This is a genomic window from Mesorhizobium sp. M0854 (genome assembly GCF_040319815.1).
GTDB lineage: Bacteria > Pseudomonadota > Alphaproteobacteria > Rhizobiales > Rhizobiaceae > Mesorhizobium.
In genome coordinates this window covers 1-19,477 of record NZ_JAMYOL010000041.1, presented here as the reverse complement: position 1 = coordinate 19,477, position 19,477 = coordinate 1, and the positions used below count along the sequence as shown (strand labels likewise).

The window sequence follows — 19,477 nt, the reverse complement described above, 5'->3', positions numbered from 1 at the left end:
CTCGGCTGCCTCTTCGTCGGCTGCAGAGTGAAACCGGAAAAACCTCTGCATTCGTCATCCCTGTCTCGTCCGGTTAACACGGCTCATGAGATAATCTGGAAGCCTCTCCCGACCAATACATCTGTTCCAAAGTATAGGGCGTGGACGCGGTTTTAGTTCTGCGGAGCGGCTTGGCGGCCGAGCAATTGTTTGGCGACAATGAGACAGGGCGCAGCGACCGCGAACAGCAGGACGAGCGCGAAGAAAGCTTCGTCGAACGAGATCGTGGCGACCTGCTTCTCAAGCGCGCGCTGCAGCAGCGGCAGGGCGGCCTTTGTCGCCGCAGTGCTGTCGACACTGTTCGCCAGAGCGTTCGCAGTTGCTCTCAAGCGCTGGTCTACGGCTGGATCGCCATTGACGAGGTGGGACGCCAGTATCGTCCGGTTGTGGACATTCTGGTGATCAATATACGTTTGCAAGAGGGCTGTGCCGGTCAGACCGCCCACCTGCTTGCCGAAGTTGAACAGCCCGATGCCAAACGGCAACGCATTAGCGGCAAGGCCCTGCAGCGTAACCAGCGTCAGTGCCACGAACAGAAGGCCGAGGCCGAATCCTCGCAGCAGCAGAGCAAGGGTCAGGTCCGGTGATCCGCTACCGCTCGTCGAAGCGGACAGCAGCCACATGGCACCTGCGAAGAGCAGAATGCCAAATGGCGCAAGCGCGATCGGGCGCATCCCGGTCCTTTGGATGACGAAGCCGGACAACAGAAGTCCAAGCGCGAGCATGGCTCCGCTGGGCAGCAGAAGCACTCCTGCGCCCGTCGCGGTAAAATCGAGCACGTTGAGGGCAAAAGCCGGAATAAGATAGGCGCTGCCTGAAAGGGCAGAGCCGGCGACGAAGCTGACGAGAAGGCCAAAGCGAAAGTCCGGATTGCCAAGGGGCGAGATGGCCAGCAGTGAGCCTTCTGAACGAAAGCGGGTCTCCCAGACGGCCAGGAGGCCGGCAGCCGTCATACCGGTTGCGGCAAGGAAGGTGATGTCGGTGTCGTCGAACCAGTTGAACCTGCTGCCTTGCAGCAGGACGTAAGTCAAAAGCGCGGCGCTGATGCCGAGCAACAATATCCTGACGGCAGGAAACCTGGTTTTCCGCCAAAAGGTCCGATCGCCGTCCGCCGCCAACAGGACAAGGGAGACGATGCCGAGCGGAATGATGCTCAGGAATATCCACTCCCAGGTCAGATGGTCGACAAGCCAGCCCTGCAGGGCCGGCGTGACGGTCGTCGGAGCCATGACGGCGCCTACGGCAAAAGCCGCCTGAACGACCGGCTGATGCCGGTGCGGGAACCGAAAGAACAGCAGTGTCTGGCCGGCGACGAGAACTGTGCCGCCGGCCAGCCCTTGGACAATGCGGCAGATGCAAATCCAGGTGAGGTCCACCGACAACGTCAAGGCCGCGGATGCCAGCAGAAGGGCGACAACCGCGGCGCGCAGGCAGGCGGTCGGCCTGGCTGCCGTCACAAGTAGCGGAGCGACAAGGAACGCCGTCAGCTTGGCCGCGATGAAAACAACGTCGATCATCGCCAGTTCGTCCAACGTTGCGTAGGTGTCGCCGAGCATGTCGATCCGGCCGATGGACAGTGCAGTGGATGCGACCGCGTCCATGAAGGCGGCCAGCACGACGCCGGTTGCTATCAAGCAAGCGCGCAATGTACCGGGATGGCGCTGCACAGCCGCCGTTTCGGCGAGGTGCATCATTGTGCTGAGCGCCCGTCCGCAATCCCGCCTGTCTGCATTTCCTGCGCTACAGCCGGAGCATCCCTGGTGCCGACGGTGATGGCAACACGAGCCGAGAGTCCCGGAACCAGGCGGCCGGGCAACGGATTGCGCGTCATCCTGATCTTGACCGGCACACGTTGGACGACGCGGATGAAGTTTCCGGTGGCGTTGTCCGGCGGCAGCAGGCTGAATGCCGCGCCGCTACCGGGAGCGAAGCTGTCGACAAGGCCGTCGATTTGCAGATCTGGATATTCATCAACCATGACGCGGACCCGTTGGCCGATCTCAACCTGCTTCAGCTGTGTTTCCTTGAAGTTGGCGACGATCCAGACATCGTTAACCGGAACGATGTCCAAGGCTGCTGTCCCTGGGGTGACATAGCGGCCGACACGGATCTGGCGATTACCGACGATGCCGCCGACCGGGGCCCTCACGACGGTGTTGGCCAGGTCGAGCATTGCTAGGTCGAGCGCTGCCTGTGCCTGGGACAGGGCTGCCTGCGCACCGGACAACTGTGCATCCAGGACACCGAGCTTCAATTTTTGAGCCAGCAGATTGGCCTCTGCACCGTCCAGCGATGCCTTTGCCTTGTCATGGCCGGCCTGCGCATCCTGCAGCTTCTGATCGCTTGCGGTCCCGTTCTTCTGCAGCGTGACGTAGCGGTTCAGGTTGGCGCGGGCGAATTGCAGGTCGGCTGCGGCAGATTGCTTCTGCGCCTCAGCCTGCGCGATCAATGCGTCCTGCAGTTCACGGGTCGCCTTGATGTTGGCGATTTCCGCCTGCCGGGCGGCGACGTTGGCTTTCGCCTGCTCTGCCTTGGCCTTGTAGTCGCTGTCGTCGATGCGAAACAGGACAGCACCCTTTGACACACTGGCATTGTCGTCTATGTCGACTTCGACGACGTAACCGGCGAGCTTCGGCGCGATGCTGGTAATGTCTCCGCGGAGATAGGCGTTATCGGTCGTTTCCTCGAACCGGCCCCGCGTGAACCATTGCCAGCTCCAAATAGCTGCCATTGGAATCACCATAAGGGCAACGATGGCGATTGCGATCTTGCGGGCTCGGCTCATGATTGCCTCGACACCCGGTCGATGCGCTCGCTATCGAAGGAGGTATCCGCCTCCCGAAGAGCGAGATGTTCGGCAAGGCTGCAAACCCACGGTGCGCAGTACAGTTTCACGAGAACGTCTCCGTCGGGCTGCGGCTCTGCAACAAAGCAGAACTGCAGAACGATCGCGGATTTCACGCCTCGCCGCTATCACGCGGACGAACATCCCATCTGCCCTGATCGGCAGTTCGTACTGAACCTCAGCACAGGTCGTATTGTCAGTCAGCCGGATTCAGGCGCGCGAACATGCCGGCGCGGATCTCCGTAGTGCCGAAGACCGCCCACGAGAAAATTCACTTTGAAGCGTTTCCGGATCATCCTGTGGCAGCAATGATCGCAGAGAGCGCCCTCGCGGCGCGCGCCATGCTGGAACTCTGCATGTTTGCCGAGGGCAGCCGCTACCAGGAGCAACTCTGCGCTGTCGGCGGCGACAGAAAGATCGAATGTCTGGTTCCCGGACCAGGCCGTTTCTGGCCGACCCAGTTTGGCCCTGCGCCAGTGCCCCAGTTGATCGTCAGCCCGCGCAATCCGCCTGGACCACGACTGCTGGAGATTCTCGTCGACCCCCGGCTGCTCGAGGCAGGCGACCATAACGGTTCGACCTATTTCGAGCACGCCCGCTTCACCGCTGCGGTGCGCGAACAAGGCAAAGTGGAAGTGACCTTGCAAGACGGCTGGTGGGCCGCCGTCATGGGTCTCGCCCGCCCAGAGATCGGCCCGCGAAGGCCGCGCCATCGAAGTCGCCGGTGAATTCGCGTTGCCGACCTAAGGCCGACCACGGATTCACCAGACCATTGGGTCAGATGCGCCGACCGGTTGCTGCGTCGAACAGATGCGCACATGCGCGGTCGATCTCGATCCGCACCCCTTCGCCCTGCCTGAGCGCAAGCCTTTCTCGGAAAAGGCAGGAAATTTCTTCACCGGAGCAGTCGACCCTGGCGAAGATTTCCGAGCCTGTCGCCTCGAGAAGCGTGATCGTGCCCGGCACGCCTTGCCCCGTCGCCCGGATATGTTCCGGTCGAATGCCGTAGACGAGTTCGCGTCCTGCGGCATCCGCGGGCTGGGCGCCTTCCGGCAACGGCAGGACCAACCCGCCGGCGCTGCGGAACACGCCCTCCTCGATGCGGCCGGCAATGAAGTTCATGGCGGGCGAGCCGATGAAACCGGCAACGAAGAGGTTGGCCGGATGGTCGTAGAGGTCCAGCGGCGCGCCGATCTGCTCGACCAGGCCGTCATGCAGCACGACGATCTTGTCGGCCATCGTCATGGCCTCGATCTGGTCGTGCGTGACATAGATCGTCGTGGTACCCAGCCGCTGGTGCAGGGCCTTGATCTCGCCGCGCATCTGGACGCGCAACTTGGCATCGAGGTTGGAGAGCGGCTCGTCGAACAGAAAGACCTGCGGGTCACGTACGATCGCGCGGCCCATGGCGACGCGCTGGCGCTGGCCGCCCGAAAGCTGGCGCGGATAGCGGTCAAGCAGCTTTTCCAGGCCGAGGATGCCGGCTGCCTTCCGGACCCGGCCAGCGGTGTCGGCCGGGTCGGCTTTCTTGATCTTGAGGGCAAAGCCCATGTTGTCGGCAACGGTCATATGCGGATAGAGCGCATAATTCTGGAACACCATGGCGATGTTCCGGTCCCGCGCGCGCAGATTGTTGACCATGCGTTCGCCGATGGCGATCTTCCCGCCGGAGATCGTCTCAAGGCCTGCGATCATGCGCAGCAGCGTCGATTTTCCGCATCCCGACGGGCCGACCAGGATGACGAATTCGCCGTCGGCGATGTCGACGCTGACGTCGTGAATGATCTTGGTGGCCCCGAAGGCCTTCTGCACGTTGTTGATCGTTACCGATGCCATTGGATCTTTCCTGGAAAAAGAGTGATGTCCGGGCGCGCGCTCAACCGCCCTTGACGGCGCCGGCGGTCAGCCCCGCCACGATCTGCCTTTGCGCGAACATGGTCAGGATCAGCACCGGCAACGTCACCACCAGCGCCGCCGCGGCGAGCGGCCCCCAGCTCACCTGCTCGTAGGACAGCATGTTGTAGACGGCGACCGGCAGTGTGCGCGTCTCACGGCTGGCGAGCACCACGCCGAAGACGAAATTGTTCCACGAGAAGATCACGGACAGGATGAAGGCGACGACGATGCCCGGCTTGGCGATGGGCAGGGCAACCAGCCGGAAAACCTGCCAGGAGCTGGCGCCGTCGATGTTGGCCGCCTCTTCCAGTTCCATCGGCGTGGTCTCGAAATAACCGATCATCACCCACACCACGATCGGCACCGTCACCACCAGATGGATGATGATCTGCGGCCACAGCGTGCCGAGTATCCCGATCCATTGGAACAGCAGAAACAGCGGGATGAGATAGGATAGCCCAGGCGTCATGCGGGCGATCATGATGACGACGGCGGATCTCTCGGCCTTGAGCCGCGCGATGCCGTAACCGGCCGGTACGCCGATCAACAGTGCCAGTAAGGTCGCCGTACCGGTCACCAGAACCGAATTCCAGAGATAGAGCAGGAAATTGTTCTCCTCGAACACCTTTACATAGTTCGACCAGGCGAAACGTTCGGGGATCAGGATCGGCGGATAGGCACCGTTGTCGATTTCGAACTTCAGCGACAGAGAGATCATCCAGAGGAAGAACAGGATCGCCGGCGAGACGAAAACCAAGGCAGCGAAAAACAGACCGATCTGGTTGAGCAGCCGTGAACTCATCTATTTGCCCTCCGTGTCAATCCACTGCGAGCGTTGGCGCAGCATCAGCAGGACAAAAGACAGGGCCACGATGACGACGAAGAACACCACGGCCATGGCCGAACCGTAGCCGATATCGTAGTAGGAGAAGGCGGTGTTGTAGAGATAGATGTTGATGGTCTCCGACGCCGTTCCCGGCCCGCCCTGGGTCATCGCGTAGATGATGTCGAAGCTCTTCAGCGCATCGATGGTGCGAATGATGACCGCGATCATCAGGAACGGCGCGATCATCGGCAGAGTGAGATAGCGGAATTGCTGCCAGGCATTGGCGCCGTCGATCTCGGCGCTTTCGAAGGGCTCGCGCGGCACCGAGGCCAGCCCGCCAAGCACGATCAGCATGACCAGCGGCGTCCACTGCCAGGTCTCGACCGCAACCAGCGACGGGATGACCGTGTTGGCGTTGAATATCCATTCCTGAGCCGGGATGCCGACCAGCGACAGCAGGTAGTTGAGCACGCCAAGCTGAGGATGGAACATCATTGTCCAAACCAGTGCGACGGCAACGGGTGTCGCCATCATCGGCATGACGAAGACGCCGCGCAGCAAGCCGCGCAGCGGAAACCTGGCATCGAAGATCAGGGCGGCCAGAGTGCCCAGCAGCATCGGCGCTGCAACCGAGAGAAAGGTGTAGGTCAACGTATGAACAAGGGATTCCCAGAAACGTGGGTCGCTGGCCAGGCGGAGATAGTTTTCCATCCCGGCAAAGCTCCGCGACTGGCCGAGCGTCCAGCGATTGACGCTCATCCACAGGGTGAAAGCCCAGGGGAAAACGATGACGGCGCCGACGACGACAAGTGCGGGGACAACGAAAGGCCAGTAGTTGGGAGCCAGCCGGATCGTCTGGCTCCCATCGATAACCGGCATCGTCACCCCGGTCTGTTCTGGGGTGGTGGCCGACATCAGCCCTGCTCGCTCCTGTCGAGAACCGGCTGGAACTGTTCGGTGGCCTTCTTCAGCTCCGCGGCGGGATCGGCGCCGGCAATCATGTTGGTCAGCGCCACGCCATAGATGTCGCGGAATTCCGTGACCGGGATGATGACCGGCAGTGCCAGCCGACTGATATTGCCCGAGCCGACCACGGCATCAAGCCAGCTTGCCGGCATGGTGACGCCTTCGCGCACCTTGGGATCCTCCAGCACGGATTTGCGGAACGGAACGCCGGCGCCGGCCTGCAACAGCCGTGCACCCATGGTTGGCGATACCGCCCACTGGCAGAACAGATAGGCAGCCTCCTTCTTCTCGCTGGCGGCGGTAACGCCAATCCCGTCGCCGAAGGTGCCCGAGGCATGCGCCTTGGGACCCTTGGGCATCACGCCATAACCGACCTTGCCGACCACCCTCGATTTTTCCGGATTTTCCATCGGCGGGGCAAAACCCACGCCGTCGAGCCACATGCCGATCTTGCCCTGCAGGAAGGCCGACTGTGCTTCGGCCCAGTTGAACCCGGTAACGCCCGGAGGGGCGGACTTGGTCATCAATCTTTGATAGAGCGCGGCAGCCTCGATCGCCTCGGGAGCCTCGGTGCGCAGCTTGCCCTTGTCATCTAGCGGCGTCATGTCGTAGCCGAGCATCAGCGACGTCCACACCGGCGTGTTTGCGTTCTTGAGCCCGCGGGCGACGAAGCCGTATGTATTGGTCGAGGGGTCGGTCAGCGCTTCGGCGGCTGCCACCAGTTGCTCGAAGGTCTCTGGGTATTTGAGGCCCTTGGCCTCGAACAGCTCCTTGTTCCAATACAGGATCCAGTAGTCCACCGAGAACGGTAGCGAGCGCAGCACGCCCTGGCCGTCCTTGGCAAACAGCATGCCGGCTTCGGCGAAGTCGCTTTCGACCAGCGCCGGGTCGGTGAGCGACGGATCGGCGAGATAGCCGGCGATGTCGGCCAGCCAGCCACCCTTCTCGAACTGGCGCTTCTGCACGTGGTAGCTCAGATGCACGACGTCGAAGCTCGGCTTGCCCGAGCTCAACTCGATCACCGTCTTCTGGCGCTGCTGCTGCTCGGGCGTTGCCTCGGCATTGACCTTGATGCCGGTCAGTTCCTCGAACTCGGCGAGATATTTCAGGATGGTGTCGCTGCGCGGGCTTTTCACCAGATTGACGTCAAGCGTCGTCCCGGCAAAGCGTTTCCAGTCAACGCCTGCGGCAAAGCCGGGGCGAAGCCCCACAAGGCCGGCAGCGGTTAGCGCCGCGGTTCCGGCAAGGAGTTGCCTCCTGGTTGGGTTGAACAGATTGGACGACATTTCTTCCTCCCGGTTGCTGTCGTTGTGGATGCGCCGCGAACCGCGGCGCGGCTATATTTCCTCAGATCTGGAGCGCCAGCCGGCGCGCATTGTCGATATGCAGACTGATCGCTTCAACCGCTTTTTGCGGATTACGGCTCTCCATGGCTTCGATGACCGCCAAATGTTCGCGCATCACCGGCACCACACGACCGTCGATGCGGAAACGCTCCTGGTGGATCAGCCGGATTTTCACCGAGTTGACCAGATAGGCCTTGGCGATAATCTCGTTGCCGAGCGCATTGATGAAGGTGTCGTGCATCGCCCAGTCGATGTTCTGGGCCTTGGCTTCCATTTCCGGCGTCGGCGCCTGCCCGAGAGCTTGAGCCAGCATCTCTTCATGTTCGCGCCGCATGCGGGCAAGTTCGGCATCAGAAGCGCTGGTCGTGAATAGCGCCACTGCCTCGCGTTCCATGAACAACCGAAACTGAAACGCCTCGCGGATCAGATTGATATCGATATGCGCGATCTGCATGCCGCGCTGCGGGATGGTGGTCAGCAGTCCCTCGGCCTCGAGACGCGGGACGATCTCGCGAATGGCACCCAGCGGCAGCCCGGTGAAAGCGACCAGTTCGCGCTGTGACACGAACTGCCCCGGCCGCAGATCGCGGGCCAGCAAATGCCGCGTGAAGCTGGCATAGGCCTTCTCCCGGAGAGTGATCGGTTCGCTGCCGTCTTCCACTTCAGCTCGCTTCCTTGTCGGTCGGCCCGGCCTTGTCGGTCAGGCCGCCTCTGTCGCAAACAGCCTGTCGTAGGCAGCGGCAAGCTGCCGCTGTCCCTGTGGATCGATCGCCTCTAGGGGCGGGCGGACCGCCAGCCAGCGCTCGTCGCCGGTCTTGCGCGCGACCATGACCTTCACCGCCGGCGTGACCGGGTATTTGAGCAATTCGAGCACGAAGTCTTCGACGCGTGGGTCGTCGCCCCCGTTTTCGACCATTGCCCGGATTTCGCCGGTAACAAAATTAGCCATGCCGGAAATCGCGCCCTGTCCGCCGCGGCGCACGCTTCTCGCCAGATGCCGTTCGTCGCCGATGAGGATCACCAGATCGCCGTGCGCCTCAAGCAGCGCCTCACTGTAGCTCCAGTCCCCGCCGGAATCCTTCACCCCGGCCACCACAGCGGGAAAGGCGGCGCGCAGCCGGCCGATCAGCCCAAGCGGGAGCGGCACCATGGTGACTGAGGGGATGTTATAGAGCAGCACGTCGCGCGCCAGCGGACCGAGTGCGGCGAAGACGGCGGAAAACCATCCGAACAGCCCGTCCTCGCCGACATTCTTGAAGTAGCTCGGCGGAGCGAGCAGAATGTTGCGAACGCCGCGCTGCAAAGCGTGCCGGGCCTGATCGGCGGCATCTTCGGCTGCATCGACCAGCACTCCGGCGACGAGCTGATGTGGCGGAATACCGGCCGCCAGCATGGCCTCGGTGACGACCCGTCGCTCGTCGGTGCCGACCGAGGCTCCTTCGCCGGTGGTGCCGAACAGCGTCGCGCTGCTGCAGCCGGCACCAAGGCAGGCTCGGGCATGCGCGATCATCGGCGCGAGCGCTATCTGCCCCGACGGGTCGAAGGGTGTGGTCAGGGCAACCGAAAGACCAAAGCGGGAAGCCAATGCGATCTCCGTTGTAATCAATGTGGACGTAGCGTTAGCACGCTAACATGTCAGATGTAAACGGGTGATCTTGTCAACTCGGCATCGCCGAACGGCGCTGCCGCGGCAGCGCCATCGCCGATCATTTTCCGCCGCTCGAACATCACATATGCAGCTGTCCCCGAGCCTCTGCGGGATTGGCTGGACGAGGCAGCCTAAGCTCGATCAAGTGGCGACGAGGTGGCCGTCGCCAACATCTTCGAGCTTGAGTTTCCCGGGCTCGTCACCGATGCGCCGCACAGCGCTTGGAATTTCGCTGTCCAAACGGGCGAACCGGGCGCGACGCCGGCCTGGATCGGGAACCGGAACGGCTTCGATCAGCCGCTTTGTGTAAGGATGGCGCGGGTTGGAGAAGATCTGGTCGCGGGTGCCCATCTCGACGATCTGCCCCAGATACATTACCGCCACGCGATCGGAGATGTTCTCGACCACCGCCATGTCGTGCGAGATGAAGAGATATGCGACGCCGAATTCACGCTGCAGCTCCTTCAGCAATCTTAACACGCGCGCCTGCACCGACACGTCGAGAGCAGAGACGCTCTCGTCGGCAATGATCAGCTTTGGTCGCAGCGCCAGCGCCCGTGCAATGCAGATTCGCTGGCGCTGCCCGCCGGAGAATTCGTGGGGATAGCGCTCCATCTGGTCAGCGGAGAGGCCGACGCGTTCGAACAGGGCGGCGATCTGGGCATGCCGTTGCTCTCCGTCGCCGAGGCCGTGGATCAGCAGAGGCTCGGCGACGAGATCGCCGACCCGCATGCGCGGGTCGAGGGACGCGAAGGGATCCTGAAAGATCATCTGCACATTGCGGCGGACAGCCTTGCGCTCCTTGCGGCTGAGCGCCGACAGGTCGTGGCCACCGATTGAAATGCTGCCGGTGAAGGGCACCAGCCCGGCGATCGCCTTGGCCGTCGTCGACTTGCCGCAGCCCGATTCGCCGACCAGCGACAGGGTTTCGTGCGGCGCGATCGAGAAACTCACGCCTTCGACCGCGTGCACCCTGCGGTCAACGCGGCCGAAGAAGCCGCCGTGCAGGTCGAAGCGGACGTGAAGATCGCTGACAGATACAAGCTCGGCCGGCATGTTGGCGGCGTCTTGTCGTTCTTCGGCGGTCCGTCCGCCGCCGATGCGCGGCACGGCGGCCAGAAGCTCGCGTGTATAGTCGGCCTGCGGGCGATTGAAGATGTCAGCCGCGCTGCCCTGCTCGACCATCCGGCCGTCGCGCATGATGATGACGCGGTCCGCCATCTCGGCGACGACGCCCATGTCGTGCGTGATCAGGATAACGCTGGTGCCGTGCTCGCGCTGCAGGTCGCGCAGCAGTTCCAGCACCTCACCCTGAACCGTGACATCGAGGGCGGTCGTCGGCTCATCGGCGATCAGCACGTCCGGGTTCAGGGCCAGAGCCATGGCAATCATCACGCGCTGACGCATGCCGCCTGAGAGTTCGTGCGGATAGTGCTCGAGCCGCCGTTCGGCATCCGGAATTCGGACTGCCTTCAGCGCCTCGAGCGCCCTCAGCCGCGAGTTGGAGCGCGACATCGAGGTGTGTGCCTCGATCGCCTCCGTGAGCTGACGGCCGATGGACAGCACCGGATTGAGCGATGTCATCGGTTCCTGAAAGATCATGGCAATACGGTTGCCGCGGATGCGGCGCATGCCGCTCTCGCTGAGAGCGGCGAGATCCTGATCGCCGAGCCGGATGGAGCCTGATCCGATGCGTGCCGCCGGCTGCGGCAGCAAGCCCATGATGGCCAGCGCCGTCATCGACTTGCCGGAACCGGACTCGCCGGCGATGCAAAGCGTTTCGCCGCGCATCAGGCCGAATGTCAGGTCGGAAACGACGTCGCGCTCGCCCTCCTCGCCGCGCACGGCGACGCTCAGACCTGAGACGCTGAGTACCGGCCTGACAGAGCCACTCTCCGCGGCGGCCTGCCCGGATCGTTTGATGTCCTCCACCTTCATTCAAAGACGCAGCGGGGGAAGTAGAACGAAACCACCCAGTTGGGCATGTCGACGATCTCGCTGATGCGCAGGTCACCGCAAACCGAGACGAGCATATAGGCATCTACCGGATCCATGCGGTAGCGGCCGGAGAGCAGGTCGATCATCTGGGAAACGGCGCTCCTGGCGCCGTCCATCAGATCCGGCCCGATACCGGTTGTCACCTCGTAGCCCTTGGCGTCGAGATGCCGCGACACCGGACCGGGCGTTGTGAAACGCGGCGTCCGCAGCCGGGCATCCTTGACCAGATCGAGCGTCAGCACGGCGTTCATGGGGCTCTCGATCGCCGTGCCGCAGACCTCGCCGTCACCCTGCGCGGCGTGCGTGTCGCCGACCGAGAACAACGCTCCCGCGACCTCCACAGGGAGGTAGAGAACCGTGCCGGCGGCGAGATCACGGATGTCCAGATTGCCGCCCACGCGCCGCGGCGGGACCACCGAATGCAGACCCGGCTCAGCCGGGGCATTGCCGATGGTGCCGGCGAAGGGCTTGAGCGGCACCCGGCCGCTCTTGCCGAACAGCGCCGGTTCGAGCGAGGCGGCGTCGTACTTCCAGATATTCAGTGCCGGTTGGGAGAAGTCATCCGCCAGCAGACCGAATCCCGGGATATTCGCCGTCCAGCCGAAGCCGGACGGCTTGAACGCCTCGATGGTGATTTTCAGGGCATCGCCCGGCTCTGCCCCTTCGACATAGATTGGCCCAGTGACCGGGTTCACCTTGACAAAATCGAGCAAAGCAACGTCGTCGACGGTGCTCTCGATCGTCAGCTGCCCGCCGGACGAGTCCAGGCACTGGAACTCGATCGTCGACCCTGGCGCCACCCGTTCGGCCGGGACAAAGGAATTGTCCCAGCCGAAATGATGGTGGCGCCCGTGGATGGTGTAGTCGCAGTTATTGCACATCGGTCACATACACATTGTCGTAGTTGATCGGGATGTGGACCGGGTCGACATAGAGGTTGTCGGCACCACCCATGCGGGTTGATTTCATGGTGAAACGCTGCTCGTTGAAGACCGGTGCCCAAGGAGCGTCTTCCATGATCTTGCCGTAGATCTCGCTCCACATCTTGGCGCGTTCGCCAGCCTTGGCCGGGTCAACGATGGAGTCGGCTTCGGCCGCCTTGGCGTCGAGCTCCTTGTTGCAATACCACGACCAGTTCCAGCCGCCCGGGACGGCACCAGCGCAGCCGAGGATCGGGCCGTAGAAGTTCGACGGATCGGGGAAGTCGGCGATCCAGGCCATGCCGCCGGACCAGATCATCGGCGCACCCGCCTTGTCGCCGCCGGCGGCGATGACGTTGGCCTGCGCGAGCGACTGGATGCTGGCCTTGATGCCGACCGCCGCCAGATCCTGCTGAATGGCCTGCGCGATGCGCGGGTTGGGATCGGTGTTCATGGCAAACAGCTGCGTGTCAAACCCGTCGGGATGCCCGGCCTCGGCAAGCAAGGCCTTGGCCTTGGCCACGTCATAGGGATAGCCCTTGAATTCCTTGTCATAGCCAGGCATCGACGGCGGCAACGGCTGATTGGCCGGCACCGCACGGTTGTTGATCAGCTGGACGATGCGGTCCTTGTTGATCGCCATGTTGACCGCCTGCCGCACCTTCACGTTGTCGAAGGGCGCCATGGTGGTATTCATGGTGATATAGCCGGTGTGCAACTGGCCGCCCTCGACGACACGGGCCTTCTGCTCGGGATCGGCCATCACCTCCTGGAATTTCGCCGGCGGAATGCCGTCGCCGGGGACGTCGATCTCGCCTTTTTGGAGCCGCAGCAGCGCCACGATCGGCTCCTGGCCGATCTCAAAGGTGATCTTGTCGAGATGCGGCAGACCCTTGTGCCAGTAATCCGGGTTGCGCTCGAAGACCACGCGCTGGCCGAGCGTCCATTCGGCGAGCTTGAAGGCGCCGGTTCCGACCGGATGTTTGCCGAAGTCTGCGCCGTATTTTTCGACTTCTTCCTTCGGCACCACATGCGAGAAGTTGATCGCCATGACATGCAGGAAGGTGGCGTCGGGCCGGGTCAGCTCGAACTTGATCGTGTAGGGATCGACGACGGTTATGCCCGCCAGGCTTTCCGCCTTGCCGGCAGCGACGTTGTCATAGCCTTTGATCGAGCCGAAGAAGCCGGCACCCGGGCTCTGTGTCTTTGGATTGGTGACCCGGTCGAGCGAATATTTCACGTCGTCGGCGGTCATCTCGCGGCCATTGTGGAACTTCACTCCGTGGCGCAGCTTGAAGGTGAAGGTCTTGCCGTCGGGCGCAATCTCGTAGGTCTCGGCAAGGTCGGGCCGCAGGTTGGTGGTGCCCGGCTCGTAGTCCATCAGCCCGTCGAACAGGCTCTTGATCATCGACCAGTTCTGCCAGTCATAGCCGATGGCCGGATCGAGCGTGGCGACGTCGTCCTTGTAGGTGATGGTGATCGCGCCGCCCTGCTTGGCATTCGGATCGACGGCGTCTTCGGCGCGTACGCTTGTCATGCCAAGCACCAGCGCAAGCGCCGATGCCGCCACGGTCGATATCAGATATTTTCTCATGTCATGTTCCCTTTCTCTGGTTTTCTTGGTTTTCATCTGAGCTTGATGCGTGGATCGATGAACGGTGCGACAGTGTCGGCCAGGAGATTGCCGAGCACGATGGCAAAGGCCGAAACCAGGGTGACCCCCATGATGATCGGAATGTCGATGCGCTGAATGGCCTGCCAGGCTAGCTGGCCGATGCCTGGCCAGCCGAACACGCTTTCGACAACCACGATGCCGCCCATGAAGATGCCGATATCGATGCCGATCATGGCGATGACCGGCAGGATGGCGTTGGGCAGCGCGTGCCGGAGGATAATGGCGCTGCGTGCAAGACCCTTGGCACGCGCGGTACGCACGTAGTCCTGGCGCAGCACGTCGATCATCGACGAGCGCATCATGCGGGCGTACCAGCCGGCGCCGAGAATTCCCATGGTCAGCGACGGCAGCACCAGATGACGCCAGGTGCCGTAACCGCCGATCGGGAACCAGCCGAGCCGCACCGCGAACACATAAAGCAGCAGCAGGCCGACGACGAATTGCGGCGCCGAGACGCCAACGAAGGAGGCGACCATCAGCGACTGGTCGGTGGCGGTGCCACGCTTGACGGCGGCGATGAGGCCCATCGTCAGCCCGATCACGACTTCGCAGGCAATGGCGCCGACCATCAGCAGCAGGCTTGCCGGCAGCCGCGAGACGATAAGCTCCGTGACCTCCGAGCGCTGAATGTAGGAACGCCCCAGATCGCCGCTGAGAAGGCTGGTCAGATAGTGCCAATACTGGACGACGAAGGGCTGGTCGAGGCCGAGCTGCCGGCGGATGTTTTCGACCGTCTCGGGTGTGGCGCTGCGGCCGGCGATCTGGCGGACGGGATCGGCGGGCAGCAGGTAGAGCAGCGCAAAGGTGATCAGAGAGACGCCGAGCAAGATGAGCACCGACTGGACAACGCGGCGGCCGAGATAGGCGATCATGCCCGCCCCCTTTGCGTCGGATCGAGGATGTCGCGCAGTGCGTCACCGATCAGGTTGAAGGCCAGCGCCAGTGCCAGGATCGCCGCACCGGGAAAGAAGACCAGCCAGGGCGCGGCCTGGAAATAGGTCTGGTTCTCGAAGATGATGTTGCCCCATGACGCGGTCGGCGGTTGCACGCCGATGCCGAGATAGCTGAGCGTCGCTTCGAGCAGCACCGTGGTCGAAATACCGAGCGTGCCCCAGACGATGATCGTCGGCAAAAGATGTGGCAGGATATGGCGGAACAGGATGCGTGGAGCGCTAGCGCCGATGGTGCGCTCGGCATCGATGAACTCGCGTTCGGAGAGCGAACTTGTCTCGGTGTAGATGACGCGGGCGGTCTGCACCCAGTTCACCAATGCGATCACCATGGCGACGATCCACAGGCTCGGCTGGAGCACCGCCGCCAGGCAGATGGCGAGCAGCAGCGCCGGGAAAGCCATCATCAAATCGGTGAAGCGCATAAGCGCGCTGCCGATCCAGCCGCGGAAATAGCCGGCGGTGATGCCGACCAGCGTGCCGATCAGAAGCGCCACGCCATTGGCGACGATGCCGATGATCAGCGACGTGCGCGCGCCGAATAGGAGACGGGTCAGCAGGTCGCGGCCAAGCAGGTCGGTGCCTAGCCAGAATTGGCCCCCCGGCGGCAGTGGCGCGCCTTCAAGCGTGAGCCCGTCGAACATCTGCTCGTTCGGATCGTAGCCTGTCAGCCACGGTGCAAGAATGGCGCCGGCCAAGACAACGGCAATAATCCCGAGGCCGAGCAAAGCGAGAGGCCGTTTTAGCAGACGTCGCCAGACGCCGGCGCGAGGCTTGGCTGGCATACGCCCGGCGGCCGAAAGCTCAGGCGCGATCGGATTGGTCATCGTCGCCTTCTTCTTGTGTCATCGCCACGATCCTGCGCGCGGCTTCCTCGACACTGATTTGCCAGCTCATCGCCAGCGAGCGGAGCTGCGCATAGGCACGGCCGTCCTCGGCGCCCTTCGACAAGACCTCTACCGCGCGTACGATGGTCTGGCGCTCCGCGACCCGCTGACGAAGCGAGGCAATCTCGCTGGCCAGAAGCTTGCGCGCCTCGAAACTCTGCCTTGCGATCAAAAGTGCGCTGTAAACGCCGGCATTGCCGACCGGTTTCAGCAACTGCGCATCGGCCTTGTGCGACAATGCCCATTCGACGCGCCCCGGCGCCTCGGAGCCGATCAGTGCTATCAGCGGCATCGGCGCCTCGCCCGGCTTCCACGGAAATTGCTCGTCAAAGCCGAGATCGACGTCGAAGAAGACGAAGTCCGCCGCCAAGGCTTCGGCCGGCAGTTCCGGCCAGAAGCCAATCGCCTCAAGGCCGATGGCCGACAATTGCCTTGTGATCGCCTGCACGGTCGGATGTGGACGATGCAGGACAAAAGCCCTGGCGCCTCCAAGATTCGGGATACGCGCCATCTTGCTCACGACACCACCCGCAGGCGTGGCCGCCCGAACGTCTCCGTCCGGTCATAGCGGGAAAGGTAGGGATCCGGTGCCACGCCCTTCGTCAGCGTGACCGTTTTGAACGATGTTCCATCGATACGTCCGATTAGCACCGGCAAGGTAGCATGCTGGGTTTGCGGGTCGATGGCGATGTCGCCCAGTGGCGTTCGAAATGATGTTTCGGAAAAGACCTTGGGAAGGTCCGTCCATTGTGCACCGGGGTTAAGGGTGAGGATCTCGGCGAGCATGCGCACCGAGGCATAAGCCGCCGCCTCGAAGGATGAGGCCGGCATGACGGAAGGCACTGGAACCGCACCGCGATCCGCCCCCGAGATGTCGTGAAAATAGGGCCCAACGGAAAGGTGGCCATCGCCTGCCCCGTTGAGCGCCGGCAATTCGCATTCCGTGAGATTGCAGGACAGGATCGGGCAACGCTCCGGCCTGAAATGCGGGTCGCGCCGGCCAAGCTCCGCATAGGCAGCGATGAAGGCATAAGAAGAAGGGCCGATGAGATTGTTCAGAATGAAATCAGGTCTCGTCGCCTCTATCTCCGCGATCAGCCGCGCAACATCGACCTCGCCGAGCGGCAGATAGCGTTCGCCCAGCACCTTGCCGCCAGCGTCCGCAATCAGGTCGCGCGCCACGCGGTTAGTCTCCCAGCCCCAGATGTAGTTGGAACCGAGCAGGAAGCCGTCGGCGCCGAAACGAGGCACGACATAGGCAAGCAGCGGTACGAGATGCTGATTGGGGCAGGCGTGTGTGTAGACGACATGCTCGTTGGCTTCGAAGCCCTCGTACGGGCAGGCGTACCACAGCGTGCCGCCTGCCCTTTCCAGGATTGGAATGACCTCCTTGCGGCTCCACGAGGTGACGCAGCCAATGATGTGACGCGCGCCGCTGTTGGCGAGAATGTCCGCGCAGCCGCTTGCATAGCGATCGATGTTGCCCTGCGGGTCGCGCTCGATCGGGATGAATTCGAATGGGATAGCGAGATCGGCGTTGACGTCGGCGATGGCGTTCATCGCACCCGCACGGCAGGATTCGGACACCAGCCGGTAGTTGCCGGACCGCGAATAGAGAATGCCTATCTCGATATGCCGTTTCAAGCAATGCCTCAAAAATGACAATGCCCCGCAGCCACCGCCGCAGGGCGAGGCATACGAGGCATTCTTGCCGCCCGGCGGTCGGAGCCGGTATTTGTCCTCACCGTATTACGCCCGCGCTCCCAGTCAAGAGCCGCCGCGCGAAACTTTGGCCAGCCGAAACCGTTGGGCGCGCAGCACGCAACTCATGCCGCTGGTTGTGCAGAGTCCGCCAGGAACCAAAATTGCTGATGTCCAGGTATGGGGCCGGACAAACCCGGTTCGCTACCATTCAAAGCAACGACTTTAATATCGGTTTACCTGAATCTGCTAGCAGCAATGACGCCGGCTTTTCGTCGGTCAAGCAAAGGGTTCCACCTTGCCGCAGCAATTCAGCACTCCGTTCGGTCACCGGGGCGATGCCAACTGGCCGAGGTTGCACGGCTTGATGGGCGTCGAGTTGGAACGCGCGCCCGATGTTCTCGTGCCTCGCGTCGCCTTGGCCCGGAAGCTCGGTGGATGGGACTTTGGTGGCGGGAGCCGGGCTTGAGCGTCATTCGCGCCTTGCAAGGCGCCGACCTCCCGGCAGTTGCGAACATGTTTCAGCGCGTGCTGTTGAAGGAGAGGACCGAAGCGCCGGCCTCTCTCGTGGAATACATGAAACGGTTTTATCTGGATGCGCCCGGTTGCGCAGACAACCTCCGGTCGCTTGTCCATGTCAACGACGCCGGTCGCGTCTCCGGATTTGTCGGCGTCCACGTCCTGCCGATGACGTTCAACGGCCGACAACTACGCGCGGCCATCTGTAGCTCGCTCATGGTCGAGGACCATGAGCACGATCCGCTGGCCGGCGCCCGCTTGCTGAAAGCTTACCTGGATGGTCCGCAGGACATCTCCTTCAGCGAGACGGCCAACGATATTTCCGTGAAATTGTGGACCCGGCTGCGCGGCGTGGTCCTGCCGCAATACAGCCTTGACTGGGTCCGCGTGATGCGCCCCGCTGCCTTCATGCTCAGCCTTTCCGCCAATCGCATGGCGCTTGCGCGAATGCTCAATCCGCTGGCGCGTACAATCGACCGATTTTACTGCAGAAGGATGACGTCCAGCGAGCGACGTTGGTCGGGTGTGGCGGTGGACGGGGCAGGCCACGGAGCATTTCGTACATCCGAAATCGACAGCCATGCATTTGCCAGGCTCATCGAACCGTTTACCGCTCAATTCGCCCTGCGGCCTGACTGGACGGAAGATCAACTCGACCACATCCTGACCGATGCGGCGCAAAAGCCGGATCTGGGCGAGCTTGTCTACGTTTGTGTGACGTCGCCAGTCGGCACCAATGTCGGCGCTTTCGCCTACTACGCACGGAAGTATGAAATTGGTCGCGTGCTGCAGATCTTCGCCCTCCCCGGCCAGGCGGGCCCGGTGATTGACTGCCTGATCGATCACGCCGCCGCGCGCGGCGTCAGCGGCCTGCGCGGACGTATTCAACCTGCACTTCTGGAGGCGATGCTTGGACGACGCATTGCTTTCCTGACCGTTGCCTCAACGGTGGTACATTCACGTGATCTAGAGCTTTTGGACGCGATGAAGAACTCGCAAGTCTTCCTGAACGGGCTTGCGGGCGAGCAGTGGAGCCGGTTGATCGGAAGCCGTTTCAGCTAGTAGAGCGGGACACGCTCAAGTTGAACCGAGCATTCCGCTCTATCTATTTTAGGCGCGTTTCCACTTGGCTGCAGAATGCTTGGGTCAAAACCCAATCACTCTGAACGACCGAGTTCGACCGATAGTGTTGAAGAAGTCGGCGATGAAGCCGTGGATCCACTCGCACCGAAGCGTCTTGATTAAGGTCGACGCGACCTCC

Annotated in this window: 17 protein-coding genes; 2 read left to right on the top strand and 15 right to left on the bottom strand. The window is 62.5% G+C overall.

All coding sequences use genetic code 11. The features are described from left to right. Window positions 1-152 precede the first annotated feature (152 nt). Together NKH99_RS30375 and NKH99_RS30370 are read right to left on the bottom strand one after the other, a co-directional pair. Window positions 153-1,730: an MFS transporter gene (locus NKH99_RS30375; RefSeq protein ID WP_353017519.1), complete on the bottom strand. Its 1,578-nt coding sequence runs from the start codon at window positions 1,728-1,730 to the stop codon at window positions 153-155. After that, on the bottom strand, window positions 1,730-2,824 hold the full coding sequence (locus tag NKH99_RS30370) for an HlyD family secretion protein (protein ID WP_352470621.1): 1,095 nt from the start codon (window positions 2,822-2,824) through the stop codon (window positions 1,730-1,732). Before NKH99_RS30370 ends, NKH99_RS30375 begins: the two co-directional genes overlap by 1 nt. A 284-nt stretch (window positions 2,825-3,108) precedes the next feature. Between NKH99_RS30370 and NKH99_RS30365 the strand changes: the two genes are divergently transcribed. Continuing rightward, window positions 3,109-3,612 carry a hypothetical protein gene (locus NKH99_RS30365; protein WP_353017507.1) on the top strand — a complete coding sequence of 168 codons (504 nt, stop codon included), beginning with the start codon at window positions 3,109-3,111 and terminating at the stop codon, window positions 3,610-3,612. A gap of 49 nt (window positions 3,613-3,661) precedes the next feature. Here NKH99_RS30365 and NKH99_RS30360 read toward each other — a convergent pair whose 3' ends face one another. From NKH99_RS30360 to NKH99_RS30300, 13 genes are all read right to left on the bottom strand, one after another. Next, window positions 3,662-4,720, bottom strand: a complete 1,059-nt coding sequence (locus NKH99_RS30360) for an ABC transporter ATP-binding protein (protein ID WP_352771655.1) — start codon at window positions 4,718-4,720, stop codon at window positions 3,662-3,664. Window positions 4,721-4,760: 40 nt separating this feature from the next. Further along, on the bottom strand, window positions 4,761-5,582 hold the full coding sequence (locus tag NKH99_RS30355; protein ID WP_023674179.1) for a carbohydrate ABC transporter permease: 822 nt from the start codon (window positions 5,580-5,582) through the stop codon (window positions 4,761-4,763). After that, window positions 5,583-6,485 carry a carbohydrate ABC transporter permease gene (locus tag NKH99_RS30350; protein ID WP_352476784.1) on the bottom strand — a complete coding sequence of 301 codons (903 nt, stop codon included), beginning with the start codon at window positions 6,483-6,485 and terminating at the stop codon, window positions 5,583-5,585. It abuts the gene before it with no gap. Window positions 6,486-6,520: 35 nt separating this feature from the next. Then, a complete protein-coding gene (locus tag NKH99_RS30345) occupies window positions 6,521-7,858 on the bottom strand; it encodes an extracellular solute-binding protein (RefSeq protein WP_023674177.1) in 1,338 nt (445 codons plus the stop codon). Window positions 7,859-7,919: 61 nt separating this feature from the next. Continuing rightward, on the bottom strand, window positions 7,920-8,579 hold the full coding sequence (locus NKH99_RS30340; RefSeq protein WP_023674176.1) for a GntR family transcriptional regulator: 660 nt from the start codon (window positions 8,577-8,579) through the stop codon (window positions 7,920-7,922). Window positions 8,580-8,618: 39 nt separating this feature from the next. Then, on the bottom strand, window positions 8,619-9,503 hold the full coding sequence (locus NKH99_RS30335; RefSeq protein ID WP_352969296.1) for a dihydrodipicolinate synthase family protein: 885 nt from the start codon (window positions 9,501-9,503) through the stop codon (window positions 8,619-8,621). Window positions 9,504-9,707: 204 nt separating this feature from the next. Continuing rightward, a complete protein-coding gene (locus NKH99_RS30330; RefSeq protein WP_353017505.1) occupies window positions 9,708-11,504 on the bottom strand; it encodes an ABC transporter ATP-binding protein in 1,797 nt (598 codons plus the stop codon). Then, the gene (locus NKH99_RS30325; protein WP_353017503.1) at window positions 11,501-12,445 is read right to left on the bottom strand and encodes an acetamidase/formamidase family protein; all 945 of its coding nucleotides are present in this window, start codon (window positions 12,443-12,445) and stop codon (window positions 11,501-11,503) included. Before NKH99_RS30325 ends, NKH99_RS30330 begins: the two co-directional genes overlap by 4 nt. Continuing rightward, window positions 12,435-14,078 (bottom strand): ABC transporter substrate-binding protein, encoded by a 1,644-nt coding sequence (locus NKH99_RS30320; RefSeq protein ID WP_352969302.1) that lies wholly within the window; start codon window positions 14,076-14,078, stop codon window positions 12,435-12,437. The genes NKH99_RS30325 and NKH99_RS30320 overlap by 11 nt, the downstream gene beginning before the upstream one ends. A gap of 32 nt (window positions 14,079-14,110) precedes the next feature. After that, window positions 14,111-15,031 (bottom strand): ABC transporter permease, encoded by a 921-nt coding sequence (locus tag NKH99_RS30315; protein ID WP_352502518.1) that lies wholly within the window; start codon window positions 15,029-15,031, stop codon window positions 14,111-14,113. Further along, window positions 15,028-15,894 carry an ABC transporter permease gene (locus NKH99_RS30310; protein ID WP_353017517.1) on the bottom strand — a complete coding sequence of 289 codons (867 nt, stop codon included), beginning with the start codon at window positions 15,892-15,894 and terminating at the stop codon, window positions 15,028-15,030. Before NKH99_RS30310 ends, NKH99_RS30315 begins: the two co-directional genes overlap by 4 nt. A 19-nt stretch (window positions 15,895-15,913) precedes the next feature. After that, entirely contained in the window at window positions 15,914-16,516 is a 603-nt protein-coding gene (locus tag NKH99_RS30305; RefSeq protein WP_352455770.1) for an ANTAR domain-containing response regulator, read from the bottom strand. After that, complete coding sequence (locus NKH99_RS30300) at window positions 16,513-17,640, bottom strand: transporter substrate-binding protein (RefSeq protein ID WP_353017501.1); 1,128 nt, start codon at window positions 17,638-17,640, stop codon at window positions 16,513-16,515. Before NKH99_RS30300 ends, NKH99_RS30305 begins: the two co-directional genes overlap by 4 nt. 522 nt (window positions 17,641-18,162) lie before the next feature. Here NKH99_RS30300 and NKH99_RS30295 point away from each other — a divergent pair. Further along, on the top strand, window positions 18,163-19,278 hold the full coding sequence (locus NKH99_RS30295; protein ID WP_352969309.1) for a hypothetical protein: 1,116 nt from the start codon (window positions 18,163-18,165) through the stop codon (window positions 19,276-19,278). Window positions 19,279-19,477 lie beyond the last annotated feature (199 nt).